We start from the raw sequence: 20,134 nt of genomic DNA, 5'->3' as shown, positions 1-20,134 counted from the left end.
CGCTGCCCGTGCGCGAACGCGGTAGAACGCTTTCCTCTCCATCCGCCCCGCACCCATGCCACCGAACCTGCCCCCGAACTGTCCGCTGTGCGCCCTGTCTCCCGCCGACATCCTGTGGGAAGACGCGCGCTGCTGCGTGATCCGCGTCGCCGACGCCTTTCATCCGGGCCTGTGCCGGGTGGTATGGCGCGAGCATGTGGCCGAAATGACCGACCTGCTGCCCGCCGACCGGCGCCACCTGTTCGCCGTGGTGATGGCCACCGAGGCGGCGTTGCGCGCGCAGCTGCGCCCCGACAAGATCAACCTGGCGAGCTTCGGCAACATGGTGCCGCATCTGCACTGGCACGTGATTCCGCGCTACCGCGACGACCGCCACTTCCCCGAAGCGGTCTGGGGCGCAGCGCAACGCGAAGGCGCAGTGCATGCCGCCGCCGATCCGGTCGCCCTCGCCCGCGCCATCGACGACGCCCTCGCCGAACACTGACGGCGCGGCCGCAGCGCAGGCGACTGCCCGCGGCGCCGAGAGGAGAGCAACCCGCGGCGGCCCGCTTCAGCGCTGCGCGTGCTCGATTCGGGCCGGCGGAAAACGCACCGTAAACCGGCTGCCTTTGCCCGGCGTGCTGTCGACGACGAGCTCCGCCCGGTGGCGGGTGACGACGTGCTTGACGATGGCCAGCCCGAGGCCGGTACCGCCGGTCTCGCGCGAGCGGCCGCGATCGACGCGATAGAAGCGCTCGGTCAGGCGCGGGATATCAGCGGCGTCGATGCCGATGCCGTCGTCGCCGACCCAGAACTCGCCGCCTCCTCCGGCGCATTCCGGGCCGCTGCGCCAGCCGATCTCGATGTGGCCGCCGGTGGGGGTGTAGCGCACCGCATTGCTCGCCAGGTTGGCGAACGCGCTGTGCAGCTCCTTGCGGCTGCCGAGCAGCGTCCCATCACCGGCCAGGTCCAGGCGCAGCGTATGCCGTCCCGCCGACAGCAGCCGGGTTTCGTCGTAGACCTCACGCACCAGGACTTCGGCCTCCACCGCCTCCTCGAGCGGCGCCGGCGCGCCGGTTTCGAGCGCGGACAAGGTCAACAGCTCCTCGATCAGACACTGCATGCGGGTGGATTGCTCGCTGGCGAGAGTCAGGTAGTGGAGGACGTCGGCGCGGGAAAAGTCGTCGAGCCCGTCGATCAGGGTTTCGAGAAAGCCGCCGACCACGGTGAGCGGCGTGCGCAACTCGTGGGAGACGTTGGCGACGAAGTCGCGGCGCATGTTCTCGAGCTTCTCCAGCTGCGAAATGTCGCGCGACAGCAGCAGCCGGCGATGGCCCGCGAAACGGATCAGCTGCACCTGCAGCGCGCCCTCCTTGCGCCGCAGCGAGCGCATCAGCAGCGGCTCGCTCTGGTCACCGGCCTCGAGGTAGCGGATGAATTCGGGCTGGCGCACGAGGTTTCCGATCGGAATCCGCAGGTGATCGCGCCGGTCGAGATCGAAATGCTGCTCGGCCACCGGATTGAGCCATTCGATACGGTCGCCCTCGCCCAGGTACAGGACGCCGTCGGGCATCGCCTGGGCCGCCTGCTGGAAACGGCCGAGCTCGGCCGACAGTTTTTCCCGCACTTCGGCCTCGCGCTCGAAGCGGTCGCCGATCTCGGCAAAAACGCTGCCCCACAGCCCTTCGCCGCGCGGGACCGGAGTGTCGACCGGCTGCCGCGCCCATTCGACCAGCAAGCGCAGGTGGCGGGCGAGCATGATCGCCCAGCCGAGCACGCACAGGGCGAGGATCGCCAGCGCGGCGTCACTGTCACGGTACAGGCCGGCGAGCGCGGCGAGCGCCAGCATCGACAGGACCGGGAGCGCGATCCCGAGACCGATATAGCGCACGGATCGAAAAATCACACGTTCTCCATGAACCGGAAGGACGCGCTCAACGGGCCGTCGGCACGCTTTCGGGATGCACCGAAAAGCGGTAGCCGCTGCCGCGGACGGTCTGGATCAGGCCATCGTGCGCCCCCGGTTCGAGCGCGCAGCGCAAACGCCGGATATGGACGTCGACGGTGCGCTCCTCGACGAAGACGTGATCGCCCCACACCTGGTCGAGCAGCTGCGCGCGCGAGTGCACCCGCTCCGGGTGGGTCATCAGGAAGTGGAGCAAACGGAACTCGGTCGGCCCCAGGGCGAGCGTCTCGCCACCGGCACTGACCCGGTGGGTGGCGGGATCGAGGCGCAACCCGCCCAGCTCCACCGCGTCCTCGGTGGCCTGCGGCACCCGCCGCCGCAGCACGGCCTTGATCCGGGCGACGAGTTCGCGCGGGCTGAAGGGCTTGGTGATGTAGTCGTCGGCGCCGGTTTCGAGCCCGGCAACCTTGTCCTGCTCTTCCCCGCGCGCGGTCAGCATGATGATCGGAATGGCCCGGGTGCGCTCGTCGGCGCGCAGGCGGCGGGCGAACTCGATGCCCGACACTCCGGGCAGCATCCAGTCGAGCAGCACGAGATCGGGCAGTGCGTCGCGGACGATGCGCTGCGCGCTTTCCGCATCGGCGGCACGCACGACGTGATGGCCGGCGCGATGGAGATTGGCGGCGATCAATTCCTGGATCGCCGGCTCGTCTTCCACGAGCAGAATGTTCGCTGGCATGCGCTGGACTCCCTGGTTGCGCGATCGATCGAACGGGAACTGCGGACGGCGTCCGCCCGGGCGATCGCATGGCAGCCCGTAGTGTATTGCCGTTGCTTGACGGTTTGATGACACGTCATCGGCCTGCAATGGACATGCCGCCATCCGCGGGGGCAAAGCCACACTGCGCGCATGGAAACGCAGCGCGGCGATTCGGGTATGATTGTCTCCCCCCAAACGGGACGGATGCCATGGCCGGACTCGACAGCAACACCCCGATCCCCACCGAAATCATTCTGCACAGCAGCTCGAAACGGCTCGAAATCGCCTTCGACGACGGCAGCCGCTTTCTCCTGCCGTTCGAATTCCTGCGGGTGTATTCGCCCTCGGCCGAAGTGCGCGGCCACGGCCGCGGCCAGGAAACCCTGCAGCAGGGCAAGCGCGACGTCGATGTCGTGAACCTGGTGCCGGTCGGCAACTATGCGATCAAGCCCGAGTTCTCCGACGGCCACGACAGCGGGCTGTACTCCTGGGACTACCTGTATATGCTCGGCCGCGATCAGGAAGCACTGTGGGCCGACTACCTCGAGCGCCTCGAACGCGCGGGCGGCACCCGCGACCCCGCCCTGGTCCCGCCCCCGGCTCCGCGCGGCGGCTGCGGGCATCACCACTGAGTTCACGATGAGCGACAAGACCACCCATTTCGGCTTCCAGACGGTCGCCGAGGAACAGAAGGAAAAAAAGGTGGCCGAGGTCTTTTCCTCGGTCGCGCACAAGTACGACATCATGAACGACCTGATGTCGTTCGGCCTGCACCGGCTGTGGAAGGCGTTCACCATCCAGGTGTCGGGAGTGCGCGAAGGCGACCGCGTGCTCGACGTCGCCGGCGGCACCGCCGACCTGTCGCTCGCTTTCGCGCGCAAGGTCGGGCGCAGCGGCCAGGTCTGGCTCACCGACATCAACCACGCCATGCTCGCGCGCGGCCGCGACCGCATGATCGATCACGGCTTCGCCATGCCGGCAGCGCAGTGCAACGCCGAAAAGCTGCCCTTCCCGGATGACTGGTTCGACTGCGTCACCGTCGCCTTCGGCTTGCGCAACATGACCCACAAGGACGTCGCCATCGCCGAGATGCGTCGCGTGCTGCGCCCCGGAGGCCGCCTGCTGGTGCTCGAATTTTCGCGCGTATGGAAACCGCTGGCGCCGATCTACGACCTCTACTCCTTCAAGCTGCTGCCGTGGATGGGCAAGCAGGTCGCCAACGACGCCGAAAGCTATCGCTACCTCGCCGAATCGATCCGCATGCACCCCGGCCAGGAAGAATTGAAGGCGATGATGGAACAAGCCGGGCTCGCCCGGGTCGATTACTTCAACCTGAGTGCCGGCGTCGTCGCCCTGCACCGGGGCTACAAGATCTGAACCTGGAGACCACCCACCGATGAAACACCTCTTCCTGACCCTGATCGTCGCCATCCTCTCGTTCGGTTTCGCTCCCCCCGAGGCCGAAGCCAAGCGCCTCGGCGGCGGCAGCAGCTTCGGCATGAAGCGCGAGGCCACCCCGACCACGCAACCGCGCCAACCGGCCGCGGCCCCGCAGCAGAGCCCCGCCGGGGCCACGCCCGCCGCCCAGCCGAAGCGCTCGTGGATGGGCCCGATCGCCGGCCTGGCCGCCGGCCTTGGCCTCGCCGCGCTGTTCTCGCACCTGGGAATGGGTGAAGGCTTCGCCAACTTCGTCATGATCCTGCTGCTGGCTGCGGCCGCCTTCTTCGTCTTCCGCCTGATCTTCCGTCGCGGCACCACCGCCAAGCAGGGGCAGGGCCTGCAATACGCCGGCGCGCCGGGTAATGCCGCGGGCAGCGTGCGCTCGTTCGAGGCCCAACAGGCGTTCGGCGGCAGCGCACAACCCGCCGCGGAAAACTCCGGACTGGCCAAAGCCATCGCCTCTGGCTTCGATGTCGATGGTTTCGCCCGCCAGGCCAAGCTCAACTTCATCCGTCTGCAGGCGGCCAATGACAGCGCCAACCTCGACGATCTGCGCGAGTTCACCACGCCCGAAGTCTTCGCCGAGTTGCGCATGCAACTCAACGAGCGCGGCGCCGCCGCCCAGCGCACCGATGTCGTCGAGCTCAATGCCGAAGTGATCGACGTCGCCGAGGAAGATCAGCGTTACGTGGTCAGCGTGCGCTTCAGCGGCCTGCTGCGCGAGGAGGCCGACGCCGCGCCGGCAGCCTTCGACGAAATCTGGCACCTGACCAAAGCCGCCAGCGGCAGCGGCGGCTGGCGGATCGCCGGCATCCAGCAGGCCGGCTGAACGCCACCGTCCCCACAGGAGGCCGCCGCGCCTCCTTTTTTCTGCCCGATGCCATGCTGTCCAGCCTCTTCCTGTCCGCTACCAACCATCTCCTGGCCCAGTCCGGCTGGGCGCGGGCGCGCCTGCGTCCGCACGCCGGTCACAGCGCACGCCTGGTCCTCGCCCCCTTCGCGGAAATCCGTTTTTCGGTCAGCGCCGACGGCCATCTCGCCGAACACGCGAGCGAAGAGGCGCCCGAAGTCAGCCTGCACCTGGCGGTCGCCGAGCTGCCCCGGCTGCTGGTCGATGGCCTGGAAACGGCGATGCGCCACGTGCGCATCGAAGGCAACGCCGAATTCGCCGAAGCCCTCGGCTTCGTGTTCCGTCACTTGCGCTGGGACGCCGAGGAAGACCTGGCGCGCATTTTCGGCGACATCGCCGCCCATCGCATGGTCGCAGGCGGGCAGCGGGTCGTCGGCGAAGCGCAGCGCACGGCCGCCCGCCTATCGGGCAGCGTGGCCGAATATCTCACCGAAGAAGCGCCCCTGCTGGTATCCCGCCACGCCCTCCCCGCATTCGCGCAGGAGCTGATCGCCGTCCGCGACGCGGTCGCCCGCCTCGACAAGCGCATCGCCCGGCTCGAAAAATCGGTCTGAAGCTTGGCGGACGCACGGGCGGCGGGAGAGAACCCTGCCCTCCCCGCCCCTTTCGCGCACTGGAGCCGTTCTTCCGGTCAAGGCACGCATTTCAGGCGCCGGCGGTAAAAACAGCGGACAACAAAAAAGCAGCTCGCCGAGCTGCTTTTTTGTTGTTGCCACCCCGCTGCGGAGCGGAGCGTGCGCTCAGTGGCCGCGCTTGCGCAGACGCTGGATCGCCGCAAGTTGCGCCACCGCTTCCATGAGCTCGGCCTGGGCCTTGGCATAGTCCAGGCGTGCGCTCTGGTTGGCCATGGCCTCCTCGGCCTTGCGCTTGGCTTCGAGCGCCTTCGCTTCGTCCAGATCCTTGCCCCGGATCGCGGTATCGGCGAGCACCGTCACCAGACCCGGTTGCACTTCCAGCAGGCCACCGGCGACGAAGACGAGTTCTTCCTCGGTCGCATTCTGGGCACGCACACGCACCACGCCCGGCTTGATCCGGGTCATCAGCGGCATGTGGCCGGGCAGGATGCCGAGTTCACCCGCCTCGCCAGGGAGGGCGACGAATTCGGCCAGCCCGGAGAAGATCTGCTCTTCCGCACTGACGATGTCGACATGAACCGTCATAGCCATAGTGTTTCCTTTTCAAAACCGCGCGGTGCCAAGGCACCGCGCGGGCAGGCGGATTACTGGAGCTTCTTCGCCTTCTCGATGGCCTCGTCGATGCTGCCGACCATGTAGAAAGCCTGTTCCGGCAGATTGTCCAGCTCGCCGCTGACGATCATCTTGAAGCCTTTGATGGTGTCCTTGAGCGAGACGTACTTGCCCGGCGAACCGGTGAACACTTCGGCGACGTGGAACGGCTGCGACAGGAAGCGCTGGATCTTGCGCGCGCGGGCGACGGCGAGCTTGTCGTCGGGCGACAGTTCGTCCATGCCCAGAATCGCGATGATGTCGCGCAGTTCCTTGTACTTCTGCAGGGTCATCTGCACCTGACGCGCAACCCCGTAGTGCTCTTCGCCGACGACCAGCGGGTCGAGCTGGCGGCTGGTGGAGTCGAGCGGGTCGACCGCCGGGTAGATACCCAGCGCGGCGATGTCACGCGACAGCACGACGGTGGAGTCGAGGTGGAGGAAGGTGGTCGCCGGCGACGGGTCGGTCAAGTCGTCCGCAGGCACATACACGGCCTGGATCGAGGTGATCGAGCCGACCTTGGTCGAGGTGATGCGCTCCTGCAGGCGGCCCATTTCTTCCGCCAGGGTCGGCTGGTAGCCCACCGCGGACGGCATCCGGCCGAGCAGCGCGGACACTTCGGTACCGGCCAGGGTGTAGCGGTAGATGTTGTCGACGAAGAACAGGATGTCGCGGCCTTCGTCGCGGAAGCGCTCGGCCATGGTCAGGCCGGTCAGCGCCACGCGCAGACGGTTGCCCGGGGGCTCGTTCATCTGGCCGAACACCATCGCGACCTTGTCGAGAACGTTGGAGTCCTTCATCTCGTGGTAGAAGTCGTTCCCTTCACGGGTCCGCTCACCCACCCCGGCGAACACCGACAGGCCCGAGTGCTGCTTGGCGATGTTGTTGATCAGCTCCATCATGTTCACGGTCTTGCCCACGCCGGCGCCGCCGAACAGGCCGACCTTGCCGCCCTTGGCGAACGGGCAGATCAGGTCGATGACCTTGATCCCGGTCTCGAGCAGCTCGACCGAAGGCGAGAGCTCGTCGAACTTCGGCGCCTTCTGGTGGATCGCGCGCAGCTCGTCGGTCTCGATCGGACCGGCGTCGTCGATCGGGCGACCGAGCACGTCCATGATCCGGCCCAGCGTGCCCATGCCGACCGGCACCGAGATCTGCTTGCCGGTATTGGCAACTTTCATGCCGCGGCGCAGGCCGTCGGAAGAACCCATCGCAATCGTACGCACCACACCGTCGCCGAGCTGCTGCTGAACCTCGAAGGTCAGATTTGCTTCGGCGAAGGAGTCGGCCACGTCCTCGAGCTTCAGGGCGTCATACACCTTGGGCATCGAGTCGCGCGGGAACTGGATGTCCACCACCGCGCCGATGCACTGAACGATCGTACCTTGACTCATCGTCGTTTCCTTAATTCAATAATCCGTTACACCGCGGCGGCGCCGCCGACGATTTCCGACAGCTCCTTGGTGATCGCGGCCTGGCGGGTCTTGTTGTAGACCAGCTGCAGTTCGCCAATCACGTTCTTGGCATTGTCGGAAGCGGCCTTCATTGCCACCATGCGCGCGCTCTGCTCGGATGCCATGTTCTCGGCCACCGCCTGATACACCAGGGCCTCGACGTAGCGCACCAGCAACTCGTCGATCACCACCTGCGGATCCGGCTCGTAGAGGTAGTCCCACGACGTCTCGGGCGTGCCCAGCTTCTCGCCGGACAGCGGCAGCAGCTGCTCGAGCACCGGCTCCTGCTTCATCGTGTTGATGAAGCGGGTGTAAGCCACATAAACCGCGTCGAGCTCGTCGTTCTGGAACGCGTCGAGCATCACCTTGACCGGACCGATCAGCTTTTCCAGGTGGGGCGTGTCACCGAGCTGGGTGACGTTCGACACCACCTTGGCGCCCATGCGCTGCATGAAACCCAGACCCTTGTTGCCGATGGCGCAGGCCCGGATCTCGGTGACGCCGGCTGCCTCCCAGTCCTTCATGGCGGTCAGCGCGACACGCTGGACGTTGGTGTTGAGACCCCCGCACAGACCCTTGTCGGTGGTCACCAGGATCAGCCCCACCCGTTTCACCTGGTCCTTGCGGACCAGGAAGGGGTGCTTGTAGTCGGTCACATTGGCCTGGGACAGGTTCGCGGCGAGGCGGCGGATTTTGTCGGCGAAGGGGCGGGCAGACCGCATCCGGTCCTGCGCCTTGCGCATCTTGGATGCGGCCACCATCTCCATGGCCTTGGTGATCTTGCGCGTGTTCTGCACGCTCTTGATCTTGGTACGGATTTCCTTACCGCTAGCCATATTCCGTCTCCGTCCGCGGCCTTAGGCCCAGCTCTTCTTGAACTCGGCGATCGCGGCCGCCAGAGCCTTCTCGCCATCGGCGTCGAGCTCCTTCTTGTCCAGGATCGAAGAGATGAGCGCAGCCTGCTTGGTCTTGACGAACTGCAGCATGGCGGCTTCGAAGGGCAGCACGCGGGCGACCTCGACGTCGTCGAAGTAGCCGTTGTTCACCGCGTACAGGACGATGGCCATTTCGGCGATCGACATCGGCGAGTACTGCGCCTGCTTCATCAGCTCGGTGACGCGGCGGCCGCGCTCGAGCTGCTTGCGGGTGGCGTCGTCGAGGTCGGAAGCGAACTGGGCGAAGGCGGCGAGCTCGCGGTACTGCGCGAGGTCGGTACGGATACCGCCGGACAGCTTCTTGATGACCTTGGTCTGGGCCGCACCACCGACGCGCGACACCGAGATACCGGCGTTGATCGCGGGACGGATGCCGGCGTTGAAGAGGTCGGTCTCGAGGAAGATCTGGCCGTCGGTAATCGAGATGACGTTGGTCGGCACGAACGCGGAGACGTCGCCGGCCTGGGTCTCGATGATCGGCAGCGCGGTCAGCGAGCCGGTCTTGCCCTTGACTTCGCCGTTGGTGAACTTCTCGACGTAGTCGGCATTGACGCGCGCGGCGCGCTCGAGCAGACGGGAGTGCAGGTAGAACACGTCGCCCGGATAGGCTTCACGGCCCGGCGGACGGCGCAGCAGCAGCGAAACCTGGCGGTAGGCCCAGGCCTGCTTGGTCAGATCGTCATAAACGATGAGGGCGTCCTGGCCGCGGTCGCGGAAGTACTCGCCCATCGTGCACCCGGCGTAGGCGGCGAGGTACTGCATCGCGGCCGACTCGGAGGCGGTGGCGGCGACGACGATGGTGTATTCCAGGGCGCCGTTCTCTTCCAGCTTGCGCACCACGTTGGCCACGGTCGAAGCCTTCTGACCGATCGCCACGTAGACGCAGAACATGTTCTGGCCTTTCTGGTTGATGATCGCGTCGACCGCAACCGCGGTCTTGCCGGTCTGGCGGTCGCCGATGATCAGCTCGCGCTGGCCGCGGCCGATCGGCACCATCGAGTCGACCGACTTCAGGCCGGTCTGCACCGGCTGGGAGACGGACTGGCGGGCGATGACGCCGGGCGCGACCTTCTCGATCTTGTCGGTGAGCTTGGCGTTGATCGGGCCCTTGCCGTCGATCGGCTGGCCCAGGGCGTTGACCACGCGGCCAATCAGCTCGGGGCCGACCGGGACTTCGAGGATGCGGCCGGTGGCCTTGACCGTGTCGCCTTCGGTGATGTGCTCGTATTCGCCGAGCACGACCGCGCCCACGGAATCGCGCTCGAGGTTGAGCGCCATACCGTAGGTGTTGCCGGGGAATTCCAGCATTTCGCCCTGCATCACATCGGTGAGGCCGTGGATACGGGTGATGCCGTCGGTGACGGAGACCACCGTGCCCTCGTTGCGCGACGTGGCGGCGAGCTGCAGGTTCTGGATCCGGCTCTTAATCAGATCACTGATTTCAGAGGGGTTGAGTTGCATGTATGTATGCTCCTAGTTCTTTAGCGCAGCGGCCATGTTCGCGAGCTTGCCGCGGACCGAGGCGTCGATGACTTCGTCGCCGACAGCGATGCGGACCCCACCGATCAGTTCGGGGTCGATGCTGACCGTGACGTTGATGACGACCTTGAAGCGGGCTTCGAGGTCGGCCTTCAACGCGGCCAGCGCGGCATCGTCGAGCGGGAAGGCAGAGGCGATTTTCGCCTCCAGGACGCCTTCGTGTTCGTTCTTGAGTGCAACGAACAGGTCACGGATCTCCGGAAGCACCTGCAGACGTTCGTTCTCCACGAGGACGCGGATGAAGTTCTGCTGTTCGGCGTTCAGATCGCCAGCGACGTCCACCATCAGCTTGTTGAGCTGATCGGCGGACAGCTTCGGATCGGTGAAACACGCCTGCATGGTGGAGTCGGCCGCCACGAGGGCGAGCCGATCCAGCACTTCCGACCAAGGCCCCAGCGCATTCGCCCCACGAGCCAGCGCGAAGGCGGCATCGGCATAGGGACGCGCGATGGTGACGTTCTCGGCCATGACTTATTGCAATTCCTGTTTCAGGTTGGCAAGCAGCTCGGCGTGCACCTGGGTGTTGATCTCGCGGCGCAGGATCTTTTCCGCGCCGGCAACAGCCAGATGGGCGACCTGGTCGCGCAAGGCTTCCTTGGCGCGCTGCGCGGCGACGCCGGCTTCGGCTTCGGCGGCTTCACGCGCGGCGGCGATGATGCGGTTGGCTTCGGCGCGAGCCTCGTCGATCAGCTGGCTCGCCTGCTTTTCAGCGGAGGTACGCACATCACCCGCGGATTCGCGGGCCTTGCGCAGTTCCTCGACGACCTTCTTCTCGGCGAGCGCCAGGTCGGCCTTGGCCTTGTCCGCAGCTTCCAGCCCGTCGGCGATTTTCTTCGCACGCTCGTCCAGTGCCTTCACGATGGGCGGCCACACGAATTTCATCGTGAACCACGCCAGAATGAAGAACACAACGAGCTGGGCTATCAGAGTTGCGTTCAAATTCACGGTTCTTGGCCCTCAGGTTGGTTCAATAAAGGATGAACTCGAACCGATCAGAGCTGGAACGGGTTGGCGAAGGCGAACATCATGGCGATACCGACGCCGATCAGGAACGCGGCGTCGATCAGGCCGGCGAGCAGGAACATCTTGGTCTGCAGCGCGTTCATCAGCTCGGGCTGACGGGCGGACGCTTCGAGGTACTTGGAACCCATGATGCCGATACCGATACAAGCACCGATCGCACCCAGACCGATGATCAGACCGGCAGCCAGAGCAACAAAACCCAGAACGTTTTCCATGACAACTCCTTAATGGGGAAGGTGAGTTTAAAAACCAGGTACTGCTTTGAAGGTGAAACCGAAACTTAGTGGCTTTCGTGCGCCTGACCGACGTACACCAGGGTCAGCATCATGAAGATGAAGGCCTGCAGGGTGATGATCAGGATGTGGAAGATCGCCCAGACGGTGCCCGCAACAACATGACCGACGAAGCCGAACACGGTGGCGGTGCCGCCGAGCAGGGCGATCAGGATGAACACGAGCTCACCGGCATACATGTTGCCGAACAGTCGCATGCCGTGGGAAACGGTCTTGGCGACGAACTCGATGATCTGCATCGCGAAGTTGACCGGGTAGAGCAGCGGATGGCTGCCGAACGGCGCAGTGAAGAGCTCATGCACCCAGCCGCTGACGCCCTTGATCTTGACGTTGTAATAGAGGCAGAGGAGCAGCACGCCGATCGACAAGCCCAGCGCGGCGGACAGGTCGGCAGTGGCGACGACGCGCATGTAGGCGTGCTCCGGATCGCCGCCACCGGCGGCATAGACCCCTTCCCAGATGCGCGGCAGCAGATCGACCGGCAGCAGGTCCATCGCGTTCATCAGGAAGATCCAGACGAAGACGGTGAGCGCGAGCGGAGCGACGAACTTGCGCGACTCGGCACTATGAACGATGCCCTTGGCCTGATCGGCGACCATGTCGACGAGGATCTCGACGATGCCCTGGAAGCGCCCCGGCACGCCCGAGGTGGCCTTGCGCGCGGCGAGCCACAGCAGGAAAACGGTGAGCAGACCGAGGGCGACCGAATAGAACATCGAATCGATGTTGATCACACTCCAGTCCACGATGTTTTCTTGCGCGTGACCGGTGTTGTTGAGGTGCGTCAGGTGATGAACGACGTACTCGGATGCGGTGGGAGCGTTTCCAGCCATGGTCAGGTCTTTACCAAAAATGCAAATAAATTCGCTTTCAGCGCCAGTATCAGCCCGATCAGCAGCGCGCCCCAATGGACGTCCGGATAGAGCACCAATACCAGCCCAAGTAATCCCACGATCGAGGCGAGCTTGACGAGCTCACCGGCGACAAAAGCCGCCACGGAGGCGGTGCCTTTGCGCCGCGTCATCGCCGTCAGCCGCCAGACGAAGAACCAGCTCGGCAGCACGCAGGCCAGCCCGCCGGATGCGGCAGACAGCGCGCCGCGCAACCCGAAAAAAACGGCCGCAATGGCCGTTGCCAGAAGGGTTGCGCCGAGCTGCAGCAGAACTGCCTTGTGCATCCTTTCCTCGCCGGCAAGCCGCAACACACCGCGACCGCCCAAAAATCCCGTCAATACTAGGGGTTAACCGTAGCAAAGTCAAACCCGGGCAGAGTAAAGGGACATAAAAGTCTTGTCTCATATATAAGACGCAGGTCACCGCCGATATTGACACGCACCGAGCCCGGCCACCACCATCCGTGCCGTCATCGCAGCAGATCCGGCCGGCGCCCCGTCGCGCACCGCGCGGGCTTCGCCGCACCACGACTTCCACCGGAGGGCCGCATTGAGCCACCAGTTCGCGCTGCTCGGACGGCGCCGCTTCCTGCCGTTTTTCCTCACCCAGTTCCTCGGCGCGTTCAACGACAACGTCTACAAGAACGCCCTCGTCGTGCTGCTCACCTTCCATGCCGCCCGCTACACCACGCTGGCGCCGGGAGTGCTGGTGAATCTGTGCGCAGGCCTCTTCATCCTGCCCTTCTTCCTGTTTTCCGCCACCGCCGGCCAGATCGCCGACAAGTTCGAGAAAAGCCGGCTGATCCGCCTAACCAAGCTGCTCGAAATCGCGGTGATGGCGCTCGCCAGCATGGCCTTCGCCCTCGAATCGCTCGTGCTGATGCTGCTCTGCCTGTTCTTGATGGGCGCCCAGTCCGCCCTGTTCGGCCCGGTCAAGTACGCCATCCTGCCGCAGCACCTGCACGAGGACGAGCTCGTCGGCGGCAACGCCCTGGTCGAGTCGGGCACCTTCGTCGCCATCCTCGTCGGCACCCTCACCGGCGGCGTGCTGATCGCCCTGCCGCAAGGCATGGCCTGGGTGTCGGCCGTCGTCGTCGCCCTCGCCGTGCTCGGCTATGGCGCCAGCCGCCACATCCCTGCGGCGGCGCCGGCCGCGCCCGGCCTGCGGATCAACTGGAACCCGCTCACCGAGACCTGGCGCAACTTCCGCTTCACCCGCGGCAATCGCACCGTCTTCCTGTCGATCGTCGGGGTATCGTGGTTCTGGTTCTACGGCGCGGTCTTCCTGTCGCAGTTCCCCGCCTATGCCAAGGACACCCTCGGCGGCGACGAGCATGCGGTGGTCCTGCTCCTTGCGCTGTTCTCGGTCGGCATCGGCATCGGCTCCCTGCTGTGCGAGCGCCTGTCGGGCGGGCGCATCGAGCTCGGACTGGTGCCGTTCGGCTCGATCGGCCTGTCGCTGTTCGCCCTCGACCTGTGGTGGAGCAGCCCGGCGCCGGGCACCGCGGCGGCGGCGCTGACGATCGGCGAAGTGCTCGCCCGCAGCGAAAGCTGGCGGGCGCTCGCCGATCTGGTCGCGATCGGGGTTTTCGGCGGCTTCTACATTGTGCCGCTGTACGCCCTGATCCAGCGCCGCAGCGAACCTGCCCACCGCTCGCGCGTGATCGCCGGCAACAACATCCTCAACGCCTTCTTCATGGTGATCGCAGCGGCGATGGGCGCCGCGCTGCTCGCCGCCGGGGCCAGCGTTCCGCAGCTCTTTCTCGTCACCGCGCTGCTCAACCTCGCCCTCGCCGCCTACCTCTACAGCCAGGTGCCGGAGTTCGTGCAGCGCTTCGCCGGCTGGCTGCGCGGCCGGCGCTGACACGACAGCGCCGGCCGCGCCCCTTCAGCGCAGGCGGCCGAGCAGGCCGTCGAGCTGGTCGAGGCTGGCGAAGCGGATCATCACTTCGCCCGCACCCTTCTTGTTGGCCTTGATCTTCACCGTGGCTCCGATCGCGTCTGCGATTTCCTCCTCGAGCCGCAGCAGGTCGCGGTCGGGCTGGGGCGCAGGCTTTTTCTGGCGCGGATGGAGGACCTGCTGCACCAGGCGCTCGGTATCGCGCACCGACAGCTGGCGGGCGGCGACCTGGTTGGCGAGCTGGATCTGGCCGGCACCGTCGAGCGGCAGCAGCGCGCGCGCGTGCCCCATGTCGATGTCGCCGGCCATCAGCAGCTCCTGCACCGGCTGGGCGAGGTTGAGCAGGCGCAGCAGGTTGGACGCCGCCGGGCGCGAGCGGCCGACGGCATCGGCGGCCTGCTGGTGGGTCATCGCGAACTCGTCGATCAGGCGCTGGATGCCGCCGGCCTCCTCGAGCGGGTTGAGATCCTCGCGCTGGATGTTCTCGATCAGCGACATTGCCAGCGCCGCCTCGTCGGGAATCTCGCGCACCAGGCAGGGCACTTCGACGAGGCCGGCGATCCGCGCCGCGCGCCAGCGCCGTTCGCCGGCGATGATCTCGTAGGCGTCGGCGTCCACCGGGCGCACCAGGATCGGCTGCATCACCCCCTGGACCTTGATCGAGGCCGCCAGCTCCTCCAGCGAGCCCGGGTCCATCCGGGTGCGCGGCTGGTAGCGGCCGGGCTGCAGGGCGATCGTCGGCAAGGATTGCAGCGCGCCTTTTTCGGCCTCGTCTTCGTGGTTGGCCGCGAGCAGCGCATCGAGTCCGCGGCCGAGGCCCTTCAGTCTGGGTTTGTTCATGGTCTTGTCGGGCTCAGAAAGTTTTCGCGCGCTCGATCATCTCGTGGGCGAAAGCCATGTAGGCCTGCGCCCCCTTCGACGCCTTGTCGAACACAACCCCGGGCATGCCGTGGCTGGGCGCCTCGGCCAGGCGCACGTTGCGCGGCACGATGGCGCGGAACACCTTGTCGCCGAAATGGCTTTCGAGCTGAGCCGAGACCTGCTGCTGCAGGGTCACCCGGGGATCGAACATGACCCGCAGCAGGCCGATGATCTTGAGCTCGCGGTTGAGGTTGGCGTGCACCTTCTTGATCGTGTTGACCAGATCGGACAGCCCCTCCAGCGCGTAATACTCGCACTGCATCGGAATGATGACGCCATGGGCGCAGCACAGGCCGTTGAGGGTCAGCATCGACAGCGACGGCGGGCAATCGATGAGGACGAAGTCGTACTCGTCGTGGAAGGCGGCGAGCGCATTGCGCAGGCGCTTTTCACGCTGTTCGAGATTGACCAGCTCGACTTCGGCGCCGGCAAGGTCGCGGTTGGCCGGGAGCACGTCGTAGCCCCCCGAAGGCGAGCTCACCCGCGCGCCGGCAAGGTCGACCAGGCCGACCAGCAGCGGATAGACCGAGTTCTTCAGGCTGCGCTTGTCGATTCCGCTGCCCATCGTTGCGTTGCCCTGCGGATCGAGATCGATCAGCAAGGTGCGCTGGCCGGCACGGTGGAGGGCGGCGGCGAGGTTGACGCAGGTGGTGGTCTTGCCCACCCCGCCTTTCTGGTTGGCGACGCAGAAGATCTTGGCCATGGTCGATTCGGGCTACTCCGTTGGCAAGGGTTGGACGGCGCGCCGCGGCGCGATCGTTTCCGCGCCCATCATGGCGCGCGGCGGATGACCAGCAGATGACGCTCGGCACCGAGGCCGGGCACTTCCAGCGGATGGATCGCGCTCACCGCCCAGCCCGCCGGGAGGGCGGCGATCTCGGCGTCCGGGCGCAGTCCCTTCATCGCGTACAGCGCGCCGCCTTCGGCGACGAGGTGGCCGGAGAGGGTGACGAAATCGGCCAGGCTGGAGAACGCGCGCGAGATCACCCCGTCGGCCGCGCCGCCGGGCAGCGCCGCGGCGCGCACCTGCTCGACGCGCTGGTGCAGCACGCCGAAGTTGCCCAGGCCGAGCTCGATCTTCGCCTGCTGCTGGAAGCTCGCCTTCTTGCCCACGGTCTCGATCGAGGTCACGATCAGGGCGGGACGCACGATCGCCAGCACCACCCCGGGCAGGCCGCCGCCGGAGCCGATGTCGGCAAGCCGATTCACCGCCGCCAGGTGGGGCAGCACCGCGAGTGCGTCGAGCAGGTGGTGGGTGACGAGCTCCTGCGGACTGCGGATCGCGGTCAGGTTGTAGACCTTGTTCCACTTCAGCAGCAGCTCGCCGAAAGCGAGCAGGAGGTCGACGGTTTCCTGCGCCAGCACGAGGCCCAGCCCGGCGATGCCTTCGGCGAGCTGGGCGGCGCAGGGGGCGAGACGTCCGCTCATGCCGCCGGCCTCCGCGCCGGGGGCGCTTGTTCTGCCGCGCCGGCGCGCGCCGCCAGCTCGCGGCGCTTGAGCCACACCAGCAGCAGCGAGATCGCCGCCGGCGTCACCCCCTGGATCCGGCTCGCCTGGCCGATGGTCTCCGGCTTGTGCTGGGTGAGCTTTTGCTGCACTTCCTTCGACAGCCCGCGCACCTGGGCATAGTCGAGGTCGGCCGGCAGGCGGGTGGCCTCGGCCTGGGCCTGCCTGGCGACTTCGTCCTGCTGGCGGTCGATGTAGCCTTGGTACTTGGCGGCGATCTCGATCTGCTCGATCACCTGCGGGTCGGTCTCGGGCGCATCCGGCGCGCCGGGCAGGCTCATCAGCGCGGCGTAGGCGGTCTGCGGCCGGCGCAGCAGCTCGAAGTAGCGCTGCTCGCGCTCGAGCGCCTTGCCCAGCACGCGCTCCTGCTCGGCCGCCGGAATCGCCTCCGGCCGCGCCCAGGCGGCCTTCAGTTCGGCGGTGCCGCGCTCGATCGCTTCGCGCTTGGCGCAGAATGCCGCCCAGCGCGCGTCATCCACCAGGCCGAGTTCGCGCCCCTTCGTGGTCAGGCGCAGGTCGGCGTTGTCCTCGCGCAGGCTCAAGCGGTACTCGGCGCGCGAGGTGAACATGCGGTAGGGCTCGGCCACGCCGCGGGTGATGAGGTCGTCCACCAGCACGCCGAGGTAGGCCTCGTCGCGGCGCGGGCACCACGGCGCCCGCCCCTGCGCCTGGAGCGCGGCGTTGGCGCCGGCGAGCAGGCCCTGCGCGGCCGCTTCCTCGTAGCCGGTGGTGCCGTTGATCTGGCCGGCGAAGAACAGCCCGGCGATCGACTTCGTTTCCAGGCTGGACTTGAGGTTGCGCGGGTCGAAGTAGTCGTACTCGATGGCGTAGCCGGGGCGCAGGATGTGGGCGTTCTCCAGCCCGCGCATCGAGCGCACGAGCTCGAGCTGGACGTCGAAGGGGAGCGAGGTGGAAATCCCGTTTGGATAAATCTCGTGGGTCGTCAGGCCTTCGGGCTCGAGGAAGATGTTGTGGTTGTCCTTGTCGGCGAAGCGGTGGATCTTGTCCTCGATCGACGGGCAGTAGCGCGGCCCCACGCCTTCGATCACGCCGGAATACATCGGCGAGCGGTCGAGGTTGGCACGGATGATGTCGTGGGTGCGCGCGTTGGTCTGCGTCATCCAGCACGGCAGTTGGCGCGGATGCTGGCCGGGGTGGCCGAGGAAGCTGAACACCGGCACCGGGTCGTCGCCCGGCTGCACCGTCATCACCGAGAAGTCGATCGTGCGCGCATCCAGGCGCGGCGGGGTGCCGGTCTTCAGCCGCCCCTGCGGCAGCTTCAGCTCCTTCAGGCGCGCGCCGAGCGAGCTCGCCGGCGGATCGCCGGCACGCCCCGCCGGGTAGTGTTCGAGGCCGACGTGGATCAGGCCGTTGAGGAAGGTGCCCGCGGTCAGCACCACCGCCTGCGCCTCGAAGCGCAGGCCGATCTGGGTCACCACCCCGGTGACGCGGTCGCCGACCACGGTGAGGTCGTCGACCGCCTGCTGGAACAGCCACAGCTTGGGCTGGTTCTCCAGCCGCGTCCGGATCGCCGCCTTGTACAGCACGCGGTCGGCCTGGGCGCGGGTGGCGCGCACCGCCGGCCCCTTGGAGGCGTTGAGGATGCGGAACTGGATCCCGCCCTCGTCAGTGGCGGCGGCCATCGCCCCGCCCAGCGCATCGACCTCCTTCACCAGGTGGCCCTTGCCGATGCCGCCGATCGACGGGTTGCAGCTCATCGCGCCGAGGGTCTCGAGGTTGTGGGTGAGCAGCAGCGTGGCCGCCCCCATGCGCGCCGCGGCGAGCGCGGCCTCGGTCCCGGCGTGACCGCCGCCGACCACGATGACGTCGAAACGGGTGGGGTAGAGCATCATGCGCGCCGCGCCGGAAAGCTGGTGGAGAAGGGGCGCGATTCTACGCCGAAGCGCGCCCGAAGCCTAGTCCGCGCGCGCCGTGTTTCACGAAATAATCATGCTGAAACATTGGTTTATCTTTGCATCGAAGGATCCGTGAGGGGCCCCGTGCACGATCGCCGGGGCCGTATCGGCGCCCATATCGGCGCCCGCACCGGCCGCGGGCGGGATCGGCACCGCCGTTCCGCCCGGCGCCCGGGAGCCGGCAACGCCGGCACGAGCGCCGCGCCCCGCAGCCCGGGCCGCCGAGCGGGACCACCCGAGGCTATCCGGCGGCGCCCCCGGCCACTATAGTGCGGGCCGATACTTCAACGCCGATCGCGGCTCCGGATGCCTCCCCATGTTCCGTTCGCTCGACTCCCGTGACGTCCTCCTGACCACCCTCGCCGCGGCCGGCATCCTGCTGGTGACGATGGGCGCACGCCAGTCGATGGGTCTCTTCGTCGGCCCGCTCAACACCGCCACCGGGCTGGGAATCGCCACCATCAGCCTGGCGATGGCGGTGGCCCAGTTCGTCTGGGGGGCGGTCCAGCCGGTGGCGGGCGCCGTCGCCGACCGCTACGGCGCCCGCCCGGTGCTGGTCGGCGCGCTGCTGCTGCTCGCGCTCGGCAGCGCGATCACGCCCTTCATCGACTCCGCCTTCGGCCTCGTGCTGACGATCGGGCTGATGACGGCGATGGGTTCCGGCGCGGCCAGCTTCTCGGTGCTGATCGGCGCTGCCGCCCAGCGCATTCCGCTCGAAGCGCGCGGCACCGCCTCGGGCGTGATCAACGCCGGCGGCTCCTTCGGCCAGTTCCTGTTCGCCCCGATCCTGCAGAAGCTGATCCAGACCGTGGGCTGGATGGGCGCGATGTGGGCGATGGCGCTGATGACGCTGGCCGCGCTGCCGCTGATCGGCCGCCTGACGCGCGCCGGCGCCCCCCCGGTGGCGCACGCCGAGGCCGACCACGGCGTGCTGCGGGCGATCGGCGACGCGCTCAAGGACCGCAGCTACCGCCTGCTGCATCTGGGGTTTTTCACCTGCGGCTTCCACATCGCCTTTCTCGTCACCCACCTGCCAGGCGAAGTCGAGCTGTGCGGCCTGCCGCCCACGGTGGCGAGCTGGTCGCTGGCCATCATCGGCCTGGCCAACATCGCCGGCAGCCTCTACGCCGGGGCCTGCGTGTCGCGCTACCGCAGCAAGCACATCCTCGCCGCGATGTACGCTTCGCGCGCGCTGCTGGTCGCCGCCTACCTGATGATGCCGCGCACCGAATGGACCTTCTACCTGTTCGCCGCCGGCCTCGGCTTCACCTGGCTGGCGACGGTGCCGCCGACCGCGGCGATCGTCGGCAAGCTGTTCGGCGTGCGCTACCTCGGCACGCTGTTCGGCCTCACCCTGCTGTCGCACCAGACCGGCGGCTTCCTCGGCGCCTGGCTCGGCGGCCTGGCGCTCGTCGAGTTCGGCGATTTCAGCTGGATGTGGTACGCCGACATCGCGCTCGCGGGCATGGCCGCGCTGGTCAACCTGCCGATCCGCGAAGCGAAGGTGACGCGCCGCCTGGCGCCGGCCTGAGCG

The 20,134-nt window shown here is 67.0% G+C and carries 22 protein-coding genes; 7 read left to right on the top strand and 15 right to left on the bottom strand.

What is annotated here, in order from left to right:
• Nucleotides 1-55: 55 nt before the first annotated feature.
• On the top strand, nucleotides 56-484 hold the full coding sequence (locus Tharo_RS00615) for an HIT family protein (protein ID WP_107219541.1): 429 nt from the start codon (nucleotides 56-58) through the stop codon (nucleotides 482-484).
• Between the two features lie 66 nt (nucleotides 485-550).
• On the opposite strand, the gene phoR is transcribed toward Tharo_RS00615, so the two are convergent.
• Nucleotides 551-1,828 (bottom strand): phosphate regulon sensor histidine kinase PhoR, encoded by a 1,278-nt coding sequence (gene phoR, locus Tharo_RS00610; protein ID WP_107222262.1) that lies wholly within the window; start codon nucleotides 1,826-1,828, stop codon nucleotides 551-553.
• An 85-nt stretch (nucleotides 1,829-1,913) separates the two neighbouring features.
• Nucleotides 1,914-2,624, bottom strand: a complete 711-nt coding sequence (phoB, locus tag Tharo_RS00605; protein WP_107219540.1) for a phosphate regulon transcriptional regulator PhoB — start codon at nucleotides 2,622-2,624, stop codon at nucleotides 1,914-1,916.
• A gap of 230 nt (nucleotides 2,625-2,854) precedes the next feature.
• On the opposite strand from phoB, the gene Tharo_RS00600 reads away from it, so the two are divergent.
• The 4 genes from Tharo_RS00600 to Tharo_RS00585 are packed head-to-tail and all read left to right on the top strand — an operon-like array spanning nucleotide 2,855 to nucleotide 5,549.
• The gene (locus tag Tharo_RS00600) at nucleotides 2,855-3,277 is read left to right on the top strand and encodes a gamma-butyrobetaine hydroxylase family protein (protein ID WP_107219539.1); all 423 of its coding nucleotides are present in this window, start codon (nucleotides 2,855-2,857) and stop codon (nucleotides 3,275-3,277) included.
• Between the two features lie 7 nt (nucleotides 3,278-3,284).
• Nucleotides 3,285-4,022 carry a bifunctional demethylmenaquinone methyltransferase/2-methoxy-6-polyprenyl-1,4-benzoquinol methylase UbiE gene (gene ubiE / locus Tharo_RS00595; RefSeq protein WP_107219538.1) on the top strand — a complete coding sequence of 246 codons (738 nt, stop codon included), beginning with the start codon at nucleotides 3,285-3,287 and terminating at the stop codon, nucleotides 4,020-4,022.
• 19 nt (nucleotides 4,023-4,041) lie between these two features.
• The gene (locus tag Tharo_RS00590) at nucleotides 4,042-4,914 is read left to right on the top strand and encodes a Tim44 domain-containing protein (protein ID WP_107219537.1); all 873 of its coding nucleotides are present in this window, start codon (nucleotides 4,042-4,044) and stop codon (nucleotides 4,912-4,914) included.
• Nucleotides 4,915-4,967: 53 nt separating this feature from the next.
• A complete protein-coding gene (locus Tharo_RS00585; protein WP_107219536.1) occupies nucleotides 4,968-5,549 on the top strand; it encodes a ubiquinone biosynthesis accessory factor UbiJ in 582 nt (193 codons plus the stop codon).
• Between the two features lie 186 nt (nucleotides 5,550-5,735).
• Here Tharo_RS00585 and Tharo_RS00580 read toward each other — a convergent pair whose 3' ends face one another.
• The 9 genes from Tharo_RS00580 to Tharo_RS00540 all read right to left on the bottom strand — a co-directional run bounded on the left by Tharo_RS00580 (nucleotide 5,736) and on the right by Tharo_RS00540 (nucleotide 12,642).
• On the bottom strand, nucleotides 5,736-6,161 hold the full coding sequence (locus Tharo_RS00580) for a F0F1 ATP synthase subunit epsilon (protein ID WP_107219535.1): 426 nt from the start codon (nucleotides 6,159-6,161) through the stop codon (nucleotides 5,736-5,738).
• 53 nt (nucleotides 6,162-6,214) lie between these two features.
• Nucleotides 6,215-7,615: a F0F1 ATP synthase subunit beta gene (gene atpD, locus Tharo_RS00575; RefSeq protein WP_075146691.1), complete on the bottom strand. Its 1,401-nt coding sequence runs from the start codon at nucleotides 7,613-7,615 to the stop codon at nucleotides 6,215-6,217.
• A gap of 26 nt (nucleotides 7,616-7,641) precedes the next feature.
• Complete coding sequence (gene atpG / locus Tharo_RS00570) at nucleotides 7,642-8,511, bottom strand: F0F1 ATP synthase subunit gamma (protein ID WP_107219534.1); 870 nt, start codon at nucleotides 8,509-8,511, stop codon at nucleotides 7,642-7,644.
• 21 nt (nucleotides 8,512-8,532) lie between these two features.
• Nucleotides 8,533-10,071: a F0F1 ATP synthase subunit alpha gene (gene atpA / locus Tharo_RS00565; protein WP_075146689.1), complete on the bottom strand. Its 1,539-nt coding sequence runs from the start codon at nucleotides 10,069-10,071 to the stop codon at nucleotides 8,533-8,535.
• Between the two features lie 12 nt (nucleotides 10,072-10,083).
• Nucleotides 10,084-10,617 (bottom strand): F0F1 ATP synthase subunit delta, encoded by a 534-nt coding sequence (locus Tharo_RS00560; RefSeq protein ID WP_107219533.1) that lies wholly within the window; start codon nucleotides 10,615-10,617, stop codon nucleotides 10,084-10,086.
• A 3-nt stretch (nucleotides 10,618-10,620) separates the two neighbouring features.
• Nucleotides 10,621-11,094: a F0F1 ATP synthase subunit B gene (locus Tharo_RS00555; protein WP_075146687.1), complete on the bottom strand. Its 474-nt coding sequence runs from the start codon at nucleotides 11,092-11,094 to the stop codon at nucleotides 10,621-10,623.
• A gap of 47 nt (nucleotides 11,095-11,141) precedes the next feature.
• Nucleotides 11,142-11,387 carry a F0F1 ATP synthase subunit C gene (gene atpE, locus Tharo_RS00550; RefSeq protein ID WP_002925444.1) on the bottom strand — a complete coding sequence of 82 codons (246 nt, stop codon included), beginning with the start codon at nucleotides 11,385-11,387 and terminating at the stop codon, nucleotides 11,142-11,144.
• 65 nt (nucleotides 11,388-11,452) lie between these two features.
• Nucleotides 11,453-12,298 (bottom strand): F0F1 ATP synthase subunit A, encoded by an 846-nt coding sequence (atpB, locus tag Tharo_RS00545; RefSeq protein WP_107219532.1) that lies wholly within the window; start codon nucleotides 12,296-12,298, stop codon nucleotides 11,453-11,455.
• A gap of 2 nt (nucleotides 12,299-12,300) precedes the next feature.
• Nucleotides 12,301-12,642, bottom strand: coding sequence for an ATP synthase subunit I (locus Tharo_RS00540; RefSeq protein WP_107219531.1), 342 nt, complete (start codon nucleotides 12,640-12,642; stop codon nucleotides 12,301-12,303).
• Between the two features lie 265 nt (nucleotides 12,643-12,907).
• Between Tharo_RS00540 and Tharo_RS00535 the strand changes: the two genes are divergently transcribed.
• Nucleotides 12,908-14,221, top strand: coding sequence for an MFS transporter (locus tag Tharo_RS00535; RefSeq protein WP_107219530.1), 1,314 nt, complete (start codon nucleotides 12,908-12,910; stop codon nucleotides 14,219-14,221).
• Nucleotides 14,222-14,245: 24 nt separating this feature from the next.
• Here the strand turns inward: Tharo_RS00535 and Tharo_RS00530 are convergent, their stop codons facing one another.
• From Tharo_RS00530 to mnmG, 4 genes are all read right to left on the bottom strand, one after another.
• Complete coding sequence (locus tag Tharo_RS00530) at nucleotides 14,246-15,097, bottom strand: ParB/RepB/Spo0J family partition protein (RefSeq protein WP_107219529.1); 852 nt, start codon at nucleotides 15,095-15,097, stop codon at nucleotides 14,246-14,248.
• 13 nt (nucleotides 15,098-15,110) lie between these two features.
• The gene (locus Tharo_RS00525; protein WP_107219528.1) at nucleotides 15,111-15,881 is read right to left on the bottom strand and encodes a ParA family protein; all 771 of its coding nucleotides are present in this window, start codon (nucleotides 15,879-15,881) and stop codon (nucleotides 15,111-15,113) included.
• Nucleotides 15,882-15,949: 68 nt separating this feature from the next.
• Nucleotides 15,950-16,606 (bottom strand): 16S rRNA (guanine(527)-N(7))-methyltransferase RsmG, encoded by a 657-nt coding sequence (gene rsmG, locus Tharo_RS00520; protein WP_107219527.1) that lies wholly within the window; start codon nucleotides 16,604-16,606, stop codon nucleotides 15,950-15,952.
• Complete coding sequence (gene mnmG / locus Tharo_RS00515; protein WP_107222261.1) at nucleotides 16,603-18,534, bottom strand: tRNA uridine-5-carboxymethylaminomethyl(34) synthesis enzyme MnmG; 1,932 nt, start codon at nucleotides 18,532-18,534, stop codon at nucleotides 16,603-16,605. The genes rsmG and mnmG overlap by 4 nt, the downstream gene beginning before the upstream one ends.
• A 382-nt stretch (nucleotides 18,535-18,916) precedes the next feature.
• On the opposite strand from mnmG, the gene Tharo_RS00510 reads away from it, so the two are divergent.
• A complete protein-coding gene (locus Tharo_RS00510; protein ID WP_107219526.1) occupies nucleotides 18,917-20,131 on the top strand; it encodes an MFS transporter in 1,215 nt (404 codons plus the stop codon).
• The last annotated feature ends 3 nt before the right edge of the window (nucleotides 20,132-20,134 follow it).

Source organism: Thauera aromatica K172 (assembly GCF_003030465.1).
GTDB lineage: Bacteria > Pseudomonadota > Gammaproteobacteria > Burkholderiales > Rhodocyclaceae > Thauera > Thauera aromatica.
This window is presented reverse-complemented; position numbering and strand designations above follow the sequence as displayed.